Consider the following 16,625-nt stretch of genomic DNA (forward strand, 5'->3'; position numbering starts at 1 on the left):
GAGGGCGAGAATTTGACCAAGCACATCTTGGTGGTCGGCGGGGGCATCGGCGGGACCATGACCGCCAACAGTCTGGTCGCGAAGCTGTATCCTGAAATCGCCAGCGGCAAGGTGAAGGTCACCATGCTGAGCGATTCTCCGTGGCACTATTACAAGCCCGCGTTCATGTATGTGGCCTTCGACATGTTCTTCAACGAAGAACTGCGCCGCAAGCAACGCAGCCTGCTGCGCCCCGAGATCGACTTCACGGTCGACAAGGTGGTGCAGTTCGACTTCGCCGGTTCACGCGTGAAGACCCAGAGCGGTCAGGTCATCGGCTATGACTACATCGTCGTCTCGACCGGCTGCCTGCCGGCGCCGGAACGCATTCCCGGACTGAAGGAAGCGGGCGACTACTTCTATCAGCACGACCCGGCCCGCCAGTTGGCCGACAAGCTGCGCCGCTTCGAGAAGGGCCGCATCTTCATCACGGTGAACTTCCCCGAGACCCCGAACGTGCCGCACCAGTGCGGCATCGCCCCGATCGAAACCACCCTGATGCTGGACGAGTACCTGCGCCGTCGCGGCATCCGCGATCAGGTCGAGATCGTCTACACCTATCCCAGCGTGGCCCAGCTGCTGCGCAACTGCCTGTTCCTGCAGCAGGAGACCTGCGAGATCCTGCCCTCCATCTTCGAGAGCAAGGGCATCAAATACCAGCGCGGCTTCACCCTGAACTCGGTCGATCCCGACAAGAGGATCGCCACCTCGGCCGAAGGCAAGGAAGAGGGCTTCGACCTGCTGATGTGCACCCCGCCGATCCGGGCGGTGGACGCTGTGCTCGAAAGCGGCGTGTCCCAGGCGGCGAACAACGAAGGCTGGCTGCCCACCGACCGCCAGACGCTGCAGATGGAAGGCTATCCGAACGCCTATGTCATGGGCGACACGGTCGACCTGCCAGTCAGCAAGGCGGGCGGCTCCTGCCACAACCAGTGCCCGGTGATCGTCAACAACATCGCCGGCGACATCCGCATCGGCCGCACCGTCGACGCCTATGACGGCAAGGTCCAGGCCGTCGCCCAGATGGGCCTCGAGGTCGGAATGCCGCTCTGGTACGACTATGACGAGGACGTCCACCCCACCCCGCCGACCAAGGTCGGGGGCCTTCTGCGCAAGGCCTTCAACCGCGGCATCTACTGGTCCGTCGCCCGCGGGATCGTCTGATCCATGGCCGCAGACACTGAAACCAAGGGGAAAGACACCATGAGCACCGCCAAAACCACCGCCCCCGCACCGGCCATCGTCATCGACGAAGCCACCGAGCGCGGCGTCCAGCATCTGATCGACAAGGCCGCCCCCCTGCTTCAGGGACAGCGTTTCGACAACGTCATCGACCTTCTGTCCCTGCTGTCCGACGCGGTCGACATGTCGGACGACGCCATGATCCAGAAACTGATGAAGGTCTATGAGGAGGGCGTCGGCGCCGCCTGGACCCTGGGCAACGCCGCGCGCTACGCCGGAGCCCAGGCCGCCCACACGCCGCCGCCGTCGCTGCTGGGCCTGGTGCGGGCGGCGGGTGACGAAGACGTCCGCCGCGGCCTGCATTTCGCCATACGCTTCCTGGGCGTGCTGGGCCGTCATATGAAGGACGACGGCGCCGCATGACCCCCGACGATCCGCTCGCGAGCCTCTATCACGATCGGATCAGGACGCTGGCGGCGGCAGTCCGCAACGATCGCCGCCTGGAGGGAGCCGACCTGTCTCTGACCCAGGTCAGCCCCCTGTGCGGCAGCCGGGTGACGCTGGATATCGCCCTCGACGCAGCGCTGCGGATCAAGGCCTTCGGCTGGCGCGTCCGCGCCTGCACCCTGGGCGCGGCGGCGACGGCTCTGGTCGTGCGCAGCGCCCAGGGCCTCAGGCTGCACGCCGCCGCCGGATGGCATGACGCCATGCAGCGCCGCCTTGAGGGCGAGGATGCGGCGGTCGAACGCCTGGAGACGCCCGAGATATTCGACGCCGCCCGATCCTTCCGGGCGCGGCACGGGGCGGTGCTGCTGCCCTTCGCCATCCTGGCCGAGGCCTGCGCGATCCGGCCGGACGCCGGCGCATAAGAAAACAGGCCGCCCCGGCGAAAGGGCGGCCTGTCTTTCTTCGAGTCTGCTCGCCGCTTAGTTCGGGCGGGCCATCGAGGTCATGGCCGAGGCCTTGGCGCGTTCGGCGGCCAGTTCGTCGGCGACCAGCGGCACCAGGCCGCGGTCCTGCAGATAGCCGCCGCGCCCCGCCGAACCGTCAGACATGAACTCCTGAACGAACTGTTCGAGGCCCGGCGTCACGCCGATGTGGGCCTTCTTGACGTAGATGTAGAGGCTGCGGGCCAGCGGATAGGAGCCGTCGGCGATGGTGGCGACCGAGGGGGCCACGCCGTCGATGGTCTCGGCCTTCACCGTGTCCATGTTCTGCTCGAGGAAGGAGAAGCCGAACACGCCCAGCGAGCCCGGCGTGCGGTTCAGGGTCTGGACGATGGCGTTGTCGTTCTCGCCCGAGTCGATCCAGGCGCCGTCTTCACGCAGGGTGTGAGCCACGGTCTCGAAGCGGGTCTTGTCCTGCTTCTCGATGGCGGCGACGGCCGGGATCAGCTTGGCGCCCGGAGCCATGCCCAGCTCCAGGAAGGCGTCGCGCGTGCCTGAGGTCGGCGGCGGGCCGTAGACCTGGATGCGGGTGGCCGGCAGTGCCTTGTTGACCTCGTTCCAGGTCTTGGCGGCGTTCGGGCCCAGCTGGCCGTCGGCGCCCGGCGTTTCCTTGGCCAGGGCCTCGTAAAGGTCGTTCAGCTCGAGGTTGAAGCTCTGGCCCGTGCGGGCGGTGGCGACGACGATGCCGTCGTAGCCGATCTTGATCTCGACGATGTCGGTGACGCCGTTCTCGACGCAACGGTCGAACTCGCTCTGCTTCATCGGACGCGAGGCGTTGGCGATGTCCGGGGTCGAAGGGCCGACGCCCGAGCAGAAGGCCTGAATGCCGCCGCCGGTGCCCAGGGATTCGACGCGGGGGGCCGAGCCGCCGCCGCCGTTGCGAGCGAAGGTCTCAGCCACGCGGGTGGCGAAGGGGAAGACGGTCGAGGAACCGGCGGCCCAGATGCCCGTCCGAGCCTTCTGCGAGCCGGGGGCGCCGCCCCCCTCGTTGTTTCCGCAGGCCGCCAGGGCCAGCAGGGCGGCCGCGCAGGCCGTGAACTTCAGTGTGCGGATCATGGCCGGACCTTCTCCAGTCGTCAGTGCACGACGCTTAAAGCAGGAAAATGTGACGGTCCGGCCAGACCTTTGTGACAGTCAGGGCAAACCTGCCCGATACGTCGTCAGAGCAGGCGCTTGCGCATGATCTGGGACAGGGTGTCGATCAGGGTCACGGCGATGACCACGATGATGACGATGGCGGACACGGCCTTGAAGTTGAAGGCGTTCATGCTGTCGAACAGCACCTGGCCGATGCCGCCCGCCCCGATCAGGCCCAGCACGGTGGCCGAGCGGCTGTTCGATTCGAAACGGTAGAGGGCGAAGGAGGTCCACAGCGGCGCCACCTGGGGAATCACGCCCCAGACGATCTCGTGCAGCTTGGAGGCGCCGGTGGCGCGCACGCCTTCGACCGGACCCTTGTCGATCGACTCGACCGCTTCGGAGAACAGCTTGGCCAGGACGCCGGCCGTGTTCAGGGTGATGGCCAGGACGCCGGCCAGCGGGCCCAGGCCCACGGCGGTGACGAACAGCAGGCCGATCACCAGATCCGGCACCGAACGCAGCAGGTTCATCAGCCAGCGCACCGGCGTCACCACCCAGGCCGGGGCCATGTTGCGGGCGGCGGCCAGACCCAGCGGAATGCCGAAAAGCACGGCCAGGAAGGTGCCCCACAGGGCGATCTGGATCGTCTCCCACATCTTGGCGACGAACATCTTCCAGTCGGAGAAGTCCGGCCGCAGCAGGTCGTGGACGAACATCTTCATGCTGTCGTTGCCCGAGAACAGGCGCGAGATGTTGCCCAGGTCGACGGCGTCGACGCTGTACAGCAGGACGGCGATCACGCCGCCCCAGACCAGGACGTCCATCGCCCAGGAGACGGCGGACTTTTGCGGCGCGGCCGGAACCGGCGACGTCGGAAGCGGAGCTGCGGTCAAGGTTGGACCTCACGCAGGCTGCGCAGGCGCTGAAGCTCGGCTTCGGCGGCGGCGACGCCGGCCTTGTCGCCCTTGGCTTCGGCTTCGCCGCGCTTCTGGTCGGCGATCATCTCGCGGATCGGGTTGAGATAGGAATCATCGGCCGGGGCGAAGCGCGAATACTCCAGACCCGCCAGCACCTTGCGCTGGCGCTCGGCCTCGGGGCCTTCGCCCTGGCCGTAGGTCAGGAAGAAGCCGCGGATCTTTTCCTTCAGGGCCGGGTCCAGGTCTTCACGCACGACGATGCCGCTCTCGGGCACCGGCGGCGAGGTCCAGATCTCCTCGATCTGATCGGCCAGCTGGGCGTTCTCGCGGCGCATGAAGACCAGGTTGACGCTGTTGGAGGTCGCCACGTCGATCACGCCGGTGGCCACGCCGAAGGCGTTGGCCTGGTGGTTGGCCGAGCGCACGGTCTTGAAGCACTGCGACGGCACGACGCCGCGCGCGTTGAACAGGAAGGTCATGGGCGCCAGCGTGCCCGAAGTCGACTGGGCGTCGCCGATGCCGAAATTGTACTGCTTGCCGCAGGCCAGCACCTTGTCCAGCGTGATGCCCGAGCCCTTCTTGACGATCAGGGTCGACTGATAGGAGTCCAGCCCTTCGCGGTTGACGGTGCGGGCGATGACCTCGGCGTTGGCGCGGTCGATGGCCTCGACCTCAGGCTTGGCCGAGAACCAGCCGACCTGGGTGTGGTTGCCGCGCATGGCCTCGACCAGAACCGTGTAGTTCGAGCCGAAATAGGGCTTCACCGGCACGCCGATCGCCTTGGACATGTCGTCCAGCAGCGGCTGCCACAGCGGTCCGGCCGAGGCCTGGCCTTCCGCCGACAGGATGGAGAAGGTGATTTCGCTGGGCGCGGCGCCCGACTTGGTCTCTTCGCCCTTGCCGCAGGCGGCGAGGCCCAGGGTCATGGCGGCGATGGCGGCGGCGCCCAGCAGGCGGCGATTGATGGCGATGCGGGTCATGCCTTGGCTTCCCAGAACGCGTCCTCGTACTCGGGACCGTAGATTTCGATCAGGCGCTGGGTGTCCAGGCCCGTGGACGGACCGTCATAGACCACCTTGCCCTTCTGCAGCGCGATGACGCGGTTGCAGTAGCGAATGGCGTAGTCGACCTGGTGCAGGGTGACGATCACGCCCATGCCGTCGCGCTTGTTCAGCTCGACCAGCAGCTCCATGACCTTGCGGGCCGACACGGGATCGAGCGAGGCGACCGGCTCGTCGGCCAGGATGGCCTTGGCGCCCTGGACGATGGCGCGGGCGATGGCGCCGCGCTGCTGCTGGCCGCCCGACAGGGTGTTAGCGCGCTGGGCGGCGTAGTCGGACACGCCGACGCGGTGCAGGGCCGCCATGGCCTTGTCCTTGTCCGCTCCCGGCCAGACGCCGAACAGGCCGCGCCACGACGGCAGGCGCCCCAGGGCGCCCAGCATGACGTTGGAGAAGAGGCTCAGCCGCCCCACCAGATTGAACTGCTGGAAGATCATGCCCAGGCGGCTGCGCGCGCGGCGCACGGCGCCCGTGACGCGGCCGTTCTGCTGAACGACCTCGCCGAAGACCGTGATGGTTCCGCCGGGATCGATGGGGTGCAGACCCGTGATCGAACGCAGCAGGGTGGACTTGCCCGAACCAGAGGGACCGATCAGGGCGACCATTTCACCGGCGCCGACCTCGACGGACACGCCGTCGAGCGCCTTTCTGGCCCCGTAGGTCTTCGAGACGTCGCGAACGGACGCGACGGCGGCTGTTGAAGAACTCATGAACCCATGGATGAGGTTGCGACAAAGGGGGCGCCGCATGACGCGAGACGGGCGCAAGGGCAAGTCTTAATGGCATGTCTGCGTCGATTTCGTCCAGTGCGGCGCCGATTCAGCCGAGCGCTGCGGCGCGCGCGCCATGCAACCCCGCCATGAAATTTCCACTTTACATGACAGGCCAATGCCCCCATATCGCGCGTTCCGGCGGACCCCGTAGGTCCTATCTTGCGCCGCTAACGCCGGGTCTGGGTTTAACAATCATCAGGGGGTTACGTGAATTGCACACGTACCAGCTTCCCCTGGACCTGGTCCGTCAGCGGTCCCCGGAGCGTCCGGTCGCACTCGTGCGTCCCCGCTCCGTTGCCGTAGCGGCGCAGTGGTTCCAGGATAATCTAAAAGCCGACGTCTTCTATGCGGTGAAGGCGAACCCTTCGCGCTGGATCATCGAGGTTCTGGTCGAGAACGGCGTCAACGCCTTCGACGTCGCCTCCCTGGCCGAGATCGAACTGGTTCGTTCGGTCAGCCCGAACGCGCGCCTGGCCTTCATGCACCCGGTCAAGAGCCGCGGCGCGATCAAGGCCGCCTACGCCGACCACGGCGTGCGCACCTTCGTGCTCGACAGCCATGACGAGCTGGACAAGATTCTCGAGTCGACCGGCCACGCCGACGACCTGAACCTGATCGTCCGCATGGGCGTGTCGGCGGACGGCGCCGCCTATTCCCTGTCGGGCAAGTTCGGCGTCTCGCCGGACCAGGCCCCCGCCCTGCTGCAGGCCACGCGCCACGCGGTCAAGGACGGTCAGATGGGCGTCAGCTTCCACGTCGGTTCGCAGTGCATGCGCCCCTCGGCCTATGAGGCGGCGATGACTCAGGTCGGCCGCGCCATCAAGAAGGCGGGCGTCTTCGTCGATATCGTCGATGTCGGCGGCGGCTTCCCTTCGGTCTATCCGGGTATGGTCCCGCCGGACCTGAGCGAATACGCCGACGCCATCCATCGCGGCTTCAACGAGATGCCGGTGTCGGAAACGACCGAGCTGTGGTGCGAACCCGGCCGCGCGCTGGTGGCCGAGGCCTCGTCGGTGCTGTGCCGCGTGGACCTGCGCAAGGGCGACGCCCTGTATCTGAACGACGGGTCGTACGGCTCGCTGTTCGACGCCACCCACTCGCGCTGGCCCTTCCCGACCAAGCTGGTCCGGGACGGGGAGTCGTCGTCGGAGCTAAAGCCCTATCGCTTCTATGGTCCGACCTGCGACAGCATCGACCACATGCCGGGCCCGTTCTGGCTGCCGGCCGACGTCCAGGAAGGCGACTTCATCGAGATCGGCATGATGGGCGCCTATGGCGTCGCCATGTCGACCGGCTTCAACGGCTATGGCGAACACGAGATCGCCGCCGTCGAGGACGCCCCCATGGGCTCGATGTACGGCCTGGCGCCGCGCTCCATCCCGACCGTGCGCACCACGGCCGAGGAGAACGCCCGCAAGGTCGTCCGCCTGTCGCGTCCCAAGGGCAAGGCGGGCCAGCGCAAGCGCAAGCGCTGATCCATCGCATCACGCCTTGAACTGAAAAATGTCTCAAGGCTTTGGTACAAGCAGCGGCCCGTCGCTCCGTCCGGGCCGCTGTTCCTTATTGACGACGGGCGCTCAAACCAAAGGGAAACCCGAGAGATGAACGCACCGGTTCGTTCCAACGCCAAGGCGGAGCTCCTGGCCACGACCGTCGAGCACATCGACATCACCAGCTTCGACGCGCGCCCGATCATCGATTCCATGCGCAAGATGTCGTTCTCCTCGCGCGACACCGCCCGCGCGGCCGACATCTTCAACATGGCCCTGGAAGACGAGGCCTGCTCGCCGTGGCTGATCCTGGCCGGTTCGACCTCGGCCGGCGGCTGCATGGACGTCTACCGCGACATGGTGAAGTTCGGCATGGTCGACGCCGTGGTCGCCACCGGCGCCTCGATCGTCGACATGGACTTCTTCGAAGCCCTGGGCTTCAAGCACTATCAGGCCGCCGGCCAGGTGGACGACAACGTCCTGCGCTCGCACTACATCGACCGCATCTACGACACCTACATCGACGAAGAAGAACTGCAGGCCTGCGACCACGCCATCTATGAGATCGCCAGCCGCCTGGAGCCGCGCGGCTATTCCTCGCGCGAGTTCATCTGGGAAATGGGCAAGTGGCTGTCGGAAGGCAACGCCAAGAAGCCCGGCTCGCTGATCCAGACCGCCTATGAAGAAGGCGCGCCGATCTTCTGCCCGGCCTTCGTCGACTCCTCGGCCGGTTTCGGCCTGGTCAAGCACCAGAAGGAGCGCATGGCCGAGGGCAAGCCCTACATGATGCTGGACGCGATCGCCGACTTCCGCGAACTGACCGACATCAAGATCGCGGCGGGCGTCACGGGTCTGTTCATGGTCGGCGGCGGCGTGCCGAAGAACTTCGCCCAGGACACCGTCGTCTGCGCCGAGATCCTCGGCGTCGAGGCCGACATGCACAAGTACGCGGTCCAGATCACGGTCGCCGACGTGCGCGACGGCGCCTGCTCGTCCTCGACGCTGCAGGAAGCCGCCTCGTGGGGCAAGGTCCAGACCACCTACGAACAGATGGTCTTCGCCGAAGCCACGACCGTCGTGCCGCTGATCGGTTCGGACGCCTATCACCGCGAAACGTGGAAGAAGCGTCAGCCGCGCCGCTGGAACAAGCTGTTCGGCAAGTAAGACCCGCGCGGAACGGAAGGCGGCGCCTTCTCGATCCCGCGACAAAGACGAGGGCCGGCGGATCGCTCCGCCGGCCCTTTTTCTTTGCACGCGCAACATTGCCTCGCGTGAATGCGGGAACCTCCGCGCGACCGGTCCGCTTGTCTTGCACGAGCAAGGAGACCTTCCATGACCGATCCCGCCGCCGAGAACGAAGACGCCCGCGAGGCCGCCGCCATGGGCGAGAAACCCGATCTGGGCCACGTCGAGGACGCCTTGAAGAAGGCCCTGCAAGGCAGCGATTCCGGTTCCGACACTCGCGCCGGCTCGCTGCGGGGAGGCTCGGCTTCCGGCTCGGAGATCGATCCGGACCAGGACGCCATCAACGCCGATATCGCTCGCCAGGGCCGCGAAATGGCCGAAACCCGCTCGCGTCCGGCGGGAGGCCCGGAACAGGCCCGCAAGTCGACGGGCCAGCCCGGCGACGACGTGGACGCTCCTACGGGTTGAACCGCCTTGCTGCCGCCGCACGGATAGGCCACGGTGCAGACAGTCGCATAGGGATTAAGGACGTAGGCTGAATGAAGCGTAGCGTGGCAACCGTCGTCTTGGCGCTGAGCGTCGGCTTGGCGGCGTGCGATGACCGCAGTCAGGCCGCGCCCGAAGTCGAATCGCCCTCGGTTCCCGCCGCCGAACCGGCGAGGGAGGCCGCGCCTGCGGCGGCTCCGCCCGCCGCGGCGACGCCCGCCGCGCCCGCCACAGCCATCAAGGGCGCTCCGGCTTTCGCCGCCCTCTATCCCGGCGCTCAGACCGATGCGGCGCCCGTCACGGCGTCCGGCCCCGACGGCCCGGGCGGCATCGTCACCTTCACGACCGACGCCACGCCCGACGCCGTAATCGACTTCTATCGCCAGCGCGCCGAAAAGGCGGGCCTGTTCCCCATCATGGCGATGAACCAGGGCGAAGCGCGCGCCTACGGCGCCTCCGCCCGTACGGAAAAAGGCGCCAGCCTTCAGGTCGTGGCCGCGCCCGACGAAGACGGCCTGACCTCGGTTCAGCTGAGCTGGAGCGACGGGGCGTGATCACCCGCCCGGCGCTCGTCGCGACCGCCGCCGCCGCGACTCTGCTGCTGGGCGCCTGCGCCGGCACCCCGGCGGCCCTGCGCCCCGAAGCGGCTCGCGCCGCCGCCGCCCCATCCGGCTATCTGGACGCCTCCGCGCTGGAAACGCTGGCCGCCGCCCTGCCTGGCCCGCCCGCGCCCGGCTCGATCGTCGACCAGACGGACAAGGCGCGCTCGACGCGCATGGCGGCGCTGGAAGACACCGACCGCTGGCTGCTGGCCACCGCCCATGCCGAATTGCGCCCGCCGCTGGCGCTGCAGCATTTCAACTGCGCCCTGGGCGTTCAGCTGACGCCCGAAGACGCGCCGGAGCTGACGCGGCTGATGCAGCGCCTGTTCCACGATGCCGACACGGCCGCTGAATCCGTCAAGTCGCGCGCCTTTCGCGCCCGTCCCGTCGGCGACGACCCGACCCGTCAGGCCTGCCAACGCCTGACCGAGGCCGGACGCCACAGCGCCTCCTATCCTTCCGGCAGCTCGACCGTCGCCGTCGTCTATGGCGAGGCCTTCGCCGCCCTGGACCCCGCGCACGCCGACGAGGCCCGCCGCATGGCCCATGCGATCGGTCAGAGCCGCCTGGTCTGCGGCATGCACTATCCCAGCGATGTCGCCGCGGGCGAAGATCTGGGCCGCGCCGTCTTCGCCGCCGCCGCCGCTCAACCCGCCTTCGCCGCCGACCTGGCCGCCGCCCGCGCGGGGATGGCGGCCCTGCGCGCGCGCGGCGCGACGGCGCCCGGCTGCGCCTCCGAGGCGCTGGCGCTGGCCACGCCCCTGCCCTGATGGCGGCGCTGCTGGCGGGACTGATCCTGGCCGGCGCCCAGACCTGGTCCCTGCCCGCCGCCCGCCCGTGCGACGCTTCGCAACTGGCCGAACTGACCGCCGAAACGACGACGCCCTACCGCCTGACCTGCCGCGCGGTCCTGACGCCCGGACAGGCGATCGTGCGTCCCCTCCTGATCGAAGGCGCCGAGGCCTCCGGCGCGGGCCTGGACTGCGCTGGCGGCGCCGTCGGCCGCCCCGGCGCCGCCGTCAGCACCCGCTCGCCCTCCATCGCCGTCTGGTCGCGCCGGATCGCCGTCGACCGCTGGAGCCGTCCGACGGACGTGCGCATCTCGCGCTGCCTGATCCACGGCTCGGTGCGGGTGTGGGGCATGGGAGCGGACGGGAGCTATGACGACCTGCGCGCCTCCTCCCGCACCGCCGACCACACCGCCGCCGCCCAGGCGGCCGCGCCCAGCCATATTGCGCTCGATGAGGTGATCATCCGGGGAACAGGATCAATCCCGCTCTACGTCGGTCCCGGCGTCACCCGTCTCGCCCTGACCCGATCCACGCTCGAGGGCCGCAGCGTCTCCACCGCCCTCTACCTGGACGCCGAAAGCGCGGACAATCGGATCGAAGGCAATCTGTTCCGCACCCGCACCGAGCGCGAGATGATCGCGGTCGACGGATCCGCGCGAAACCGCATCACCGGCAATCGCTTCGAATTGGGCGGGCGGCCCGGCGTCTTCCTCTATCGCAACTGCGGCGAGCGCGGCGTCATTCGTCACCAGACGCCGTCATACAACATCATCACCGACAACGCCTTCACCGGCGTCGCCCGCTGGCGTCCGCGCCTGGTGGTCGAAAACGCCCGGCAAGGCGGCCGCGCCTACTGCGGCGCCGACAAGGGTTACCCCTGGGGCAGCAGCGCCGATGACCGCGACGGCGCATCGCAGAACGCCGTTTATGACAATTTTCGAAAATGAGCGCAATTTTTGCCTCATGTTCCGAATATACTTCATTATAGGGCAATTTCTTCCATTATGTGCCATTATTGACGCAATTCTGACTTGCTTGAGGCAAGCCTCGCCGTAATGTTGTCGGCGCAGGCCGTTCGGTCCTGCACGTACCGCGAGCCGTCGGTTCAGCCCCATCGTAGGGGGCGGGCGACGGCTTGTTTTGTTCAGGAGAGGGTCTCTTTTGAGAAAGAGAATTGTCCGCGAGTCCTTGCTCGCCTCGACCATCATCGGGGGCGCCGCCCTCAGCTTCATGGCCGCCACGCCGGCTTTCGCCCAAACGGCCGAAGAAGAAGTTTCCGAAGTCAGCGCCATCGTCGTCACCGGCTCGCGCATCCGCCAGCCGGGCTATGAGGCGTCCAGCCCCATCACGTCGCTGAGCTCCGAATCCATCGCCATGTCGCAGCCCGTCGCGGTTGAAGAACTGGTCAAGGATCTGCCGGCCGCCGTGCCGGCCGTCGGTTCGGCCACCAACAACGGCTCGGGCGGCGGCGCGACCATCAACCTGCGCGGCCTGGGCACCAACCGCACCCTGGTCCTGATCAACGGCCGCCGCGTCGTGCCGTTCAACCTGGAAGGCGTGGTCGACACCAACACCATCCCGCTGGCCCTGGTCGAGCGCGTCGACACCGTCACGGGCGGCGCTTCGGCCGTGTACGGCGCCGACGCCGTCGCCGGCGTGGTCAACTTCATCCTGAAGAACAATTTCGAAGGCGTTGAGGTCAACTCCTCCTACGGCTTCTCGGGCGAGGACGACGCCGTTCGTCGCAAGTTCGACGTCACCATCGGCGGCAACTTCGCCGAAGACCGCGGCAACGCCGTCGTCAGCTTCGGCTACACCAAGACCGATCCGCTGTATCAGGTGCGTCGCCCCTGGGGCGAAGTCGCGCTGTCTTCGACCTCCGGCAAGCCGCTGGGTTCGGGCACCTCGGTCCCCGGCCGTTTCGACCTGACCCCGGTCAAGGGCGGCGTCGCCCTGCCGTCGGGCGCTGAACTGGACCCCACCACGGGCGCCCTGATCGGCTCGGACCACCCGAACTACAACTCGGCCGGCTATAACTACAATCCGTACAACCTGTACCAGACGCCGCTGAGCCGTTACCAGATCAACGGTCTGGGCAGCTTCAAGATCAACTCGGCCGCCGAAGTCTACAGCCACCTGACCTATGTCCAGAGCGACGTCTCGCTGGACAACGCCTCCAGCGGCACCTTCGGCAACACCTACAAGGTGCCTATCGGCAATCCGTTCATTCCGGACGCCATGCGCCAGCAATTCTGCGGCGCCCTGCTGATCGATCCGGCCAAGTGCGTCGCCGGCGCGGCGGGCGACACCATGATGGATCTGACCATCAACCGTCGCTTCACCGAAATGGGCACCCGTCCCGTCGACATCGAGAACAAGACTGTCCAGCTGCTGGCCGGCGTGCGTGGCGACATCAACGCCGACTGGAACTACGACGCCTACATCTCGCACGGTGAAACCCAGCAGCTGCTGACGCGCCGCAACTGGGGTTCGCTGTCCAAGCTGCGCAACGCCCTGAACACCGTCTCGTCGACCCAGTGCCTGGTTCCCGGCGCCTCGACCCCGGTCGCGGGCTGCGTGCCGATCAACGTCTTCGGTCCTGAAGGCACGATCACCAAGGAAATGATCGACTACATCAACCTGTCGTCGATGAGCAAAACCACGATCAAGCAGGACGTGGCCTCGGGCTCGATCTCGGGCATCCTGCCGGAGCAGTTCAGCAGCCCCTGGAGCGAGCGTCAGATCGCCGTCGCCTTCGGCGCGGAATGGCGCCGGTCCAGCGCCGAGACCCGCGGCGATGCGGCCTCGCAAGCCAACGGCGAAATCCTGGGCACCGGCGCGCCGGTTCCGGATCGCAACGGTCAGTTCGAACTGCGTGAAGCCTTCGCCGAACTGGCGGTGCCGCTGATCGAGAACATGCCGTTCATCCACAGCCTGAACCTGGAAGCCGGCTACCGCCAGACCGAGTTCAAGGCCGGCGGTTCGAAGACCAACTACGGCAGCTACAAGTTCGGCGGCGACTGGTCGCCGATCGAGGACGTCCGCGTCCGCGCCATGTATCAGCGCGCCACCCGCGCCCCAAACATCGGCGAACTGTTCAACCCGCAGGTCACCGGCCTGGGCAACATGGCGATCGATCCGTGCCAGTTGAACCTGATCAACAGCGCCGACGCCAACACCGCCGGCACGCTGAGCAACCTGTGCCGTCTGACTGGCGTGCCGGAAGGCGCGATCGGCTACGTCGCCAAGCCCAACTCGGGTCAGGTCAACCAGCAGACCGGCGGCAACCCGAACCTGGGTCCGGAAGAGGCTGACACCTGGACCATCGGCGCCGTCTGGCAACCGGCCTTCGTGCCGAGCCTGCGCCTGAGCCTCGACTATTATGACATCAAGATCGACAAGACGATCAACAGCCCCAGCCTGGCTGATGTCATGAACGGTTGCTACGACAAGGCTCTGAACCCGACGCTGGCGTTCAACGACAGCTGTAAGGCGATCCAGCGCAGCGCCGCCAACGGTTCGCTGAACGGCGTCGACGCCAAGGGCGTGATCCGCCCGTCGACCAACGCCGGCAACGAGCGCGTTTCGGGCTTCGACCTGGCGGCCAACTACCGCGTCGAACTGGCCGACTTCGGCTGGGGCGACATCGGTCGCGTCGATCTGAGCGTCAACGGCAGCATCCTCACCAAGCACGAAACCCAGTCCACCCCGGCCTCCGTGCTGCGTGACTGCGTCGGCTACTACTCGGTGTCGTGCGGCGAACCCAAGGTCAAGCAACGCTGGAACAGCCGCGCCACCTGGACGCTGGGCGACTACTCGGCCTCGCTGAGCTGGCGTCACCTGTCCGACGTCGAAGTCGAGCCGAGCAACACCAAGTGGTTCCCGGACTACGCCCAGATCGACAGCTACGACTACTTCGACCTGAGCGGCCGCTGGGACATCACCGAGTCGGTGCGTCTGACGGCGACGATCAACAACCTGTTCGACAAGTCGCCGCCGATCGTCGGTTCGCAGATCGGCACCACGGCCGCGAACAACGGGAACACCTTCCCGCAGACCTACGACGCGATCGGCCGCTACTTCACCTTCGGCGCCACGCTGAGGTTCTGATAGCGTTCAACGCGTAAAATGAGAGAGGCGGAAGACCCCGGTCTTCCGCCTCTTTTTTCGTTTGGATCAGGTATTCCGCTAGAGCCGGATCAGGCCGGGCGCCCTGTCGCCAAGGCGCCGTAGAGGTCGGTGCGACGATCGCGGAAGAAGCCCCAGGCCGCGCGGTGGCGATCTAGGAAGTCCAGGTCGAAGGTGTGGACGAGGACGCCCTCCTCCCGGTCCAGGCTCTCGACCAGATCGCCGCGATGATCCGCGATGAAGGAGTGGCCGTAGTAGGTCTGGCCCGCTTCCGTCACCTGCTCATGGCCGATACGGTTGGCGCCGACGACCGGCACGACGTTGGACACGGCGTGCCCCTGCATGGCCCGGCGCCACGGGGCGGCGGTGTCCAGGGTGTCGTCATGCGGTTCGGTGCCGATAGCCGTCGGATACAGCAGCACCTCGGCGCCCTGCAGCATCATGGCGCGCGCCGTTTCCGGGTACCACTGGTCCCAGCAGATGCCGACGCCGATACGGCCGAAGCGCGTATCCCAGACCTTGAAGCCGGTATCGCCGGGGCGGAAGTAATACTTCTCCTGATAACCGGGGCCGTCGGGGATGTGGCTCTTGCGATAGACGCCCATCAGCTCGCCGTCGGCGTCGATCATCACCAGGCTGTTGAAGTAGTGCGGCCCTTCGCGCTCGAAGATCGAGACCGGCAGGACCACGCCCAGTTCCCTGGCCACCGGCTGAAGCTGGGTCACGGCCGGGTGTTCGCGCCACGGATAGGCGGCGCCGAACCACTTCTCTTCCTGCGAGACGCAGAAGTACGGCCCTTGGAACAGCTCCGGCGCCAAGATGACCTGAGCGCCCTTGCCCGCCGCCTCGCGGATGAAGCCGATGGTCTTGTCGATGTTCGCCTGCATATCCTCGCCGTAGGCGGTCTGGATGGCGGCGACGGTGATCTGACGGGTCATCAGGCGGGCTCCTGCTGGCTGATGCAGTGGAACGAACCGCCGCCCGACAGGATGGCGGTCGACGGCAGGGGGATGATCTCGCGATCGGGGAAGACGGTCGCCAGGGCTTCGCAGGCCAAGCGCGCGGCCATGTCATTGCCATAGGTCGGCACAACGACGGCGCCGTCGGCGATCAGGAAGTTCATGTGGCTGGCCGGGACCGGGCGCTCGTCCTCGTCCAGGATCAGACCGGGCGAAGGGATGCGCAGCACCTTGATCGAACGACCGGCGGCGTCGGTCATGGCGGCCAGAGCCTGGGCCGTCTGGTCATAGACCTCGGCGTTGGGATCCTTGGGGCCGAAGCCGACCGGGCAGGCCGCCACGCCCGGCGCGACGAAGCGGGCCAGATTGTCGACGTGGCCGTCGGTGTGGTCGTTCAGCAGGCCGTCGCCCAGCCACAGCACCTTCTTGGCGCCCAGGGCCTGCGCGAAGGCGGCTTCGGCCGTCTCCTGCGTCCAGCCGGTGTTGCGGTTACGGTTCAGGACGCACTGGCGCGTGGTCAGCACCGTGCCCTCGCCGTCGTGATCGACAGCGCCGCCTTCCAGGATAAAGTCATGGCGGGTCAGGGCGACGCCCGTCTGTTCGCCGATCTGATCAGCGACCTCGTCATCGTGGGGCAGGTCGTACTTGCCGCCCCAGCCGTTGAAGACGAAGGCCTGAGCCGAGGCCGAGCCGGCGCCGAAGATCGGCCCGGTGTCGCGCAGCCAGATGTCGCCGAACCGCCCGGCCACAACCGTCACGCCCGCCACATCGGCGAAGCGCGCCCGGGCGTCGGCCAGGGCCTCGTCATGGCCGACCATGAGCTTGACCTGCTCGCGGCCCGGCCCGGCCAGGGCGCGCACCAGGGCCTCGACCTCGGCCTGAGCCGGCTCGAGGTTCTCCTCCCACAGATCGGCGTGGCTGGGCCAGCCGACCCACATCGCGCGATGCGGAGTCCATTCAGCGGGAACAGGCAGGGTCATGGGGC

Annotated in this window: 16 protein-coding genes; 10 read left to right on the top strand and 6 right to left on the bottom strand. The window is 67.2% G+C overall.

Annotated elements, in window-relative coordinates; translation table 11 throughout:
- The first annotated feature begins 12 nt into the window (after window positions 1-12).
- The 3 genes from FGL25_RS13640 to FGL25_RS13650 are packed head-to-tail and all read left to right on the top strand — an operon-like array spanning window position 13 to window position 2,090.
- On the top strand, window positions 13-1,203 hold the full coding sequence (locus FGL25_RS13640; protein WP_138141997.1) for an NAD(P)/FAD-dependent oxidoreductase: 1,191 nt from the start codon (window positions 13-15) through the stop codon (window positions 1,201-1,203).
- Window positions 1,204-1,242: 39 nt separating this feature from the next.
- Complete coding sequence (locus FGL25_RS13645; protein ID WP_138141998.1) at window positions 1,243-1,644, top strand: DUF1641 domain-containing protein; 402 nt, start codon at window positions 1,243-1,245, stop codon at window positions 1,642-1,644.
- On the top strand, window positions 1,641-2,090 hold the full coding sequence (locus FGL25_RS13650; RefSeq protein WP_138141999.1) for an iron-sulfur cluster assembly scaffold protein: 450 nt from the start codon (window positions 1,641-1,643) through the stop codon (window positions 2,088-2,090). The genes FGL25_RS13645 and FGL25_RS13650 overlap by 4 nt, the downstream gene beginning before the upstream one ends.
- Before the next feature lie 57 nt (window positions 2,091-2,147).
- Here the strand turns inward: FGL25_RS13650 and FGL25_RS13655 are convergent, their stop codons facing one another.
- The 4 genes from FGL25_RS13655 to phnC form a co-directional block, all read right to left on the bottom strand.
- Window positions 2,148-3,224: a substrate-binding domain-containing protein gene (locus FGL25_RS13655; protein ID WP_003163976.1), complete on the bottom strand. Its 1,077-nt coding sequence runs from the start codon at window positions 3,222-3,224 to the stop codon at window positions 2,148-2,150.
- A 104-nt stretch (window positions 3,225-3,328) separates the two neighbouring features.
- Window positions 3,329-4,072 carry a phosphonate ABC transporter, permease protein PhnE gene (gene phnE, locus FGL25_RS13660; RefSeq protein WP_003163977.1) on the bottom strand — a complete coding sequence of 248 codons (744 nt, stop codon included), beginning with the start codon at window positions 4,070-4,072 and terminating at the stop codon, window positions 3,329-3,331.
- A 65-nt stretch (window positions 4,073-4,137) separates the two neighbouring features.
- Window positions 4,138-5,145: a phosphate/phosphite/phosphonate ABC transporter substrate-binding protein gene (gene phnD / locus FGL25_RS13665; RefSeq protein ID WP_003163978.1), complete on the bottom strand. Its 1,008-nt coding sequence runs from the start codon at window positions 5,143-5,145 to the stop codon at window positions 4,138-4,140.
- A complete protein-coding gene (gene phnC / locus FGL25_RS13670) occupies window positions 5,142-5,936 on the bottom strand; it encodes a phosphonate ABC transporter ATP-binding protein (protein ID WP_003163979.1) in 795 nt (264 codons plus the stop codon). The genes phnD and phnC overlap by 4 nt, the downstream gene beginning before the upstream one ends.
- A gap of 275 nt (window positions 5,937-6,211) precedes the next feature.
- Between phnC and FGL25_RS13675 the strand changes: the two genes are divergently transcribed.
- The 7 genes from FGL25_RS13675 (at window position 6,212) to FGL25_RS13705 (ending at window position 14,663) form a co-directional block, all read left to right on the top strand.
- Complete coding sequence (locus FGL25_RS13675; RefSeq protein ID WP_040344588.1) at window positions 6,212-7,474, top strand: type III PLP-dependent enzyme; 1,263 nt, start codon at window positions 6,212-6,214, stop codon at window positions 7,472-7,474.
- Window positions 7,475-7,600: 126 nt separating this feature from the next.
- Window positions 7,601-8,653, top strand: coding sequence for a 1,9-bis(guanidino)-5-aza-nonane synthase (locus tag FGL25_RS13680; protein WP_138142000.1), 1,053 nt, complete (start codon window positions 7,601-7,603; stop codon window positions 8,651-8,653).
- Window positions 8,654-8,821: 168 nt separating this feature from the next.
- Window positions 8,822-9,142, top strand: coding sequence for a ribonuclease (locus FGL25_RS13685; RefSeq protein WP_088411030.1), 321 nt, complete (start codon window positions 8,822-8,824; stop codon window positions 9,140-9,142).
- Window positions 9,143-9,213: 71 nt separating this feature from the next.
- Entirely contained in the window at window positions 9,214-9,714 is a 501-nt protein-coding gene (locus FGL25_RS13690; RefSeq protein ID WP_088491740.1) for a hypothetical protein, read from the top strand.
- Entirely contained in the window at window positions 9,711-10,532 is an 822-nt protein-coding gene (locus FGL25_RS13695) for a phosphatase PAP2 family protein (protein ID WP_138142001.1), read from the top strand. The genes FGL25_RS13690 and FGL25_RS13695 overlap by 4 nt, the downstream gene beginning before the upstream one ends.
- Window positions 10,532-11,500 carry a right-handed parallel beta-helix repeat-containing protein gene (locus FGL25_RS13700; protein WP_138142002.1) on the top strand — a complete coding sequence of 323 codons (969 nt, stop codon included), beginning with the start codon at window positions 10,532-10,534 and terminating at the stop codon, window positions 11,498-11,500. Before FGL25_RS13695 ends, FGL25_RS13700 begins: the two co-directional genes overlap by 1 nt.
- Before the next feature lie 214 nt (window positions 11,501-11,714).
- Complete coding sequence (locus FGL25_RS13705) at window positions 11,715-14,663, top strand: TonB-dependent receptor domain-containing protein (protein ID WP_252970192.1); 2,949 nt, start codon at window positions 11,715-11,717, stop codon at window positions 14,661-14,663.
- Window positions 14,664-14,752: 89 nt separating this feature from the next.
- Here FGL25_RS13705 and aguB read toward each other — a convergent pair whose 3' ends face one another.
- On the bottom strand, window positions 14,753-15,619 hold the full coding sequence (gene aguB, locus FGL25_RS13710) for an N-carbamoylputrescine amidase (RefSeq protein WP_138142003.1): 867 nt from the start codon (window positions 15,617-15,619) through the stop codon (window positions 14,753-14,755).
- The gene (locus FGL25_RS13715; protein WP_138142004.1) at window positions 15,619-16,620 is read right to left on the bottom strand and encodes an agmatine deiminase family protein; all 1,002 of its coding nucleotides are present in this window, start codon (window positions 16,618-16,620) and stop codon (window positions 15,619-15,621) included. The genes aguB and FGL25_RS13715 overlap by 1 nt, the downstream gene beginning before the upstream one ends.
- Window positions 16,621-16,625: the final 5 nt, after the last annotated feature.

Origin of the sequence: Brevundimonas vancanneytii (assembly GCF_901421975.1) — a bacterium.
GTDB lineage: Bacteria > Pseudomonadota > Alphaproteobacteria > Caulobacterales > Caulobacteraceae > Brevundimonas > Brevundimonas diminuta.

Coding starts and splice junctions, on each gene's coding strand:
- FGL25_RS13685 (WP_088411030.1), top strand. CDS start 8,822: ATGACCGATCCCGCCGCCGAGAACGAAGACGCCCGCGAGGCCGCCGCC.
- aguB (WP_138142003.1), bottom strand. CDS start 15,619: ATGACCCGTCAGATCACCGTCGCCGCCATCCAGACCGCCTACGGCGAG.
- FGL25_RS13680 (WP_138142000.1), top strand. CDS start 7,601: ATGAACGCACCGGTTCGTTCCAACGCCAAGGCGGAGCTCCTGGCCACG.
- phnD (WP_003163978.1), bottom strand. CDS start 5,145: ATGACCCGCATCGCCATCAATCGCCGCCTGCTGGGCGCCGCCGCCATC.
- FGL25_RS13715 (WP_138142004.1), bottom strand. CDS start 16,620: ATGACCCTGCCTGTTCCCGCTGAATGGACTCCGCATCGCGCGATGTGG.
- FGL25_RS13655 (WP_003163976.1), bottom strand. CDS start 3,224: ATGATCCGCACACTGAAGTTCACGGCCTGCGCGGCCGCCCTGCTGGCC.
- FGL25_RS13690 (WP_088491740.1), top strand. CDS start 9,214: ATGAAGCGTAGCGTGGCAACCGTCGTCTTGGCGCTGAGCGTCGGCTTG.
- phnC (WP_003163979.1), bottom strand. CDS start 5,936: ATGAGTTCTTCAACAGCCGCCGTCGCGTCCGTTCGCGACGTCTCGAAG.
- FGL25_RS13650 (WP_138141999.1), top strand. CDS start 1,641: ATGACCCCCGACGATCCGCTCGCGAGCCTCTATCACGATCGGATCAGG.
- FGL25_RS13645 (WP_138141998.1), top strand. CDS start 1,243: ATGAGCACCGCCAAAACCACCGCCCCCGCACCGGCCATCGTCATCGAC.
- FGL25_RS13700 (WP_138142002.1), top strand. CDS start 10,532: ATGGCGGCGCTGCTGGCGGGACTGATCCTGGCCGGCGCCCAGACCTGG.
- phnE (WP_003163977.1), bottom strand. CDS start 4,072: ATGGACGTCCTGGTCTGGGGCGGCGTGATCGCCGTCCTGCTGTACAGC.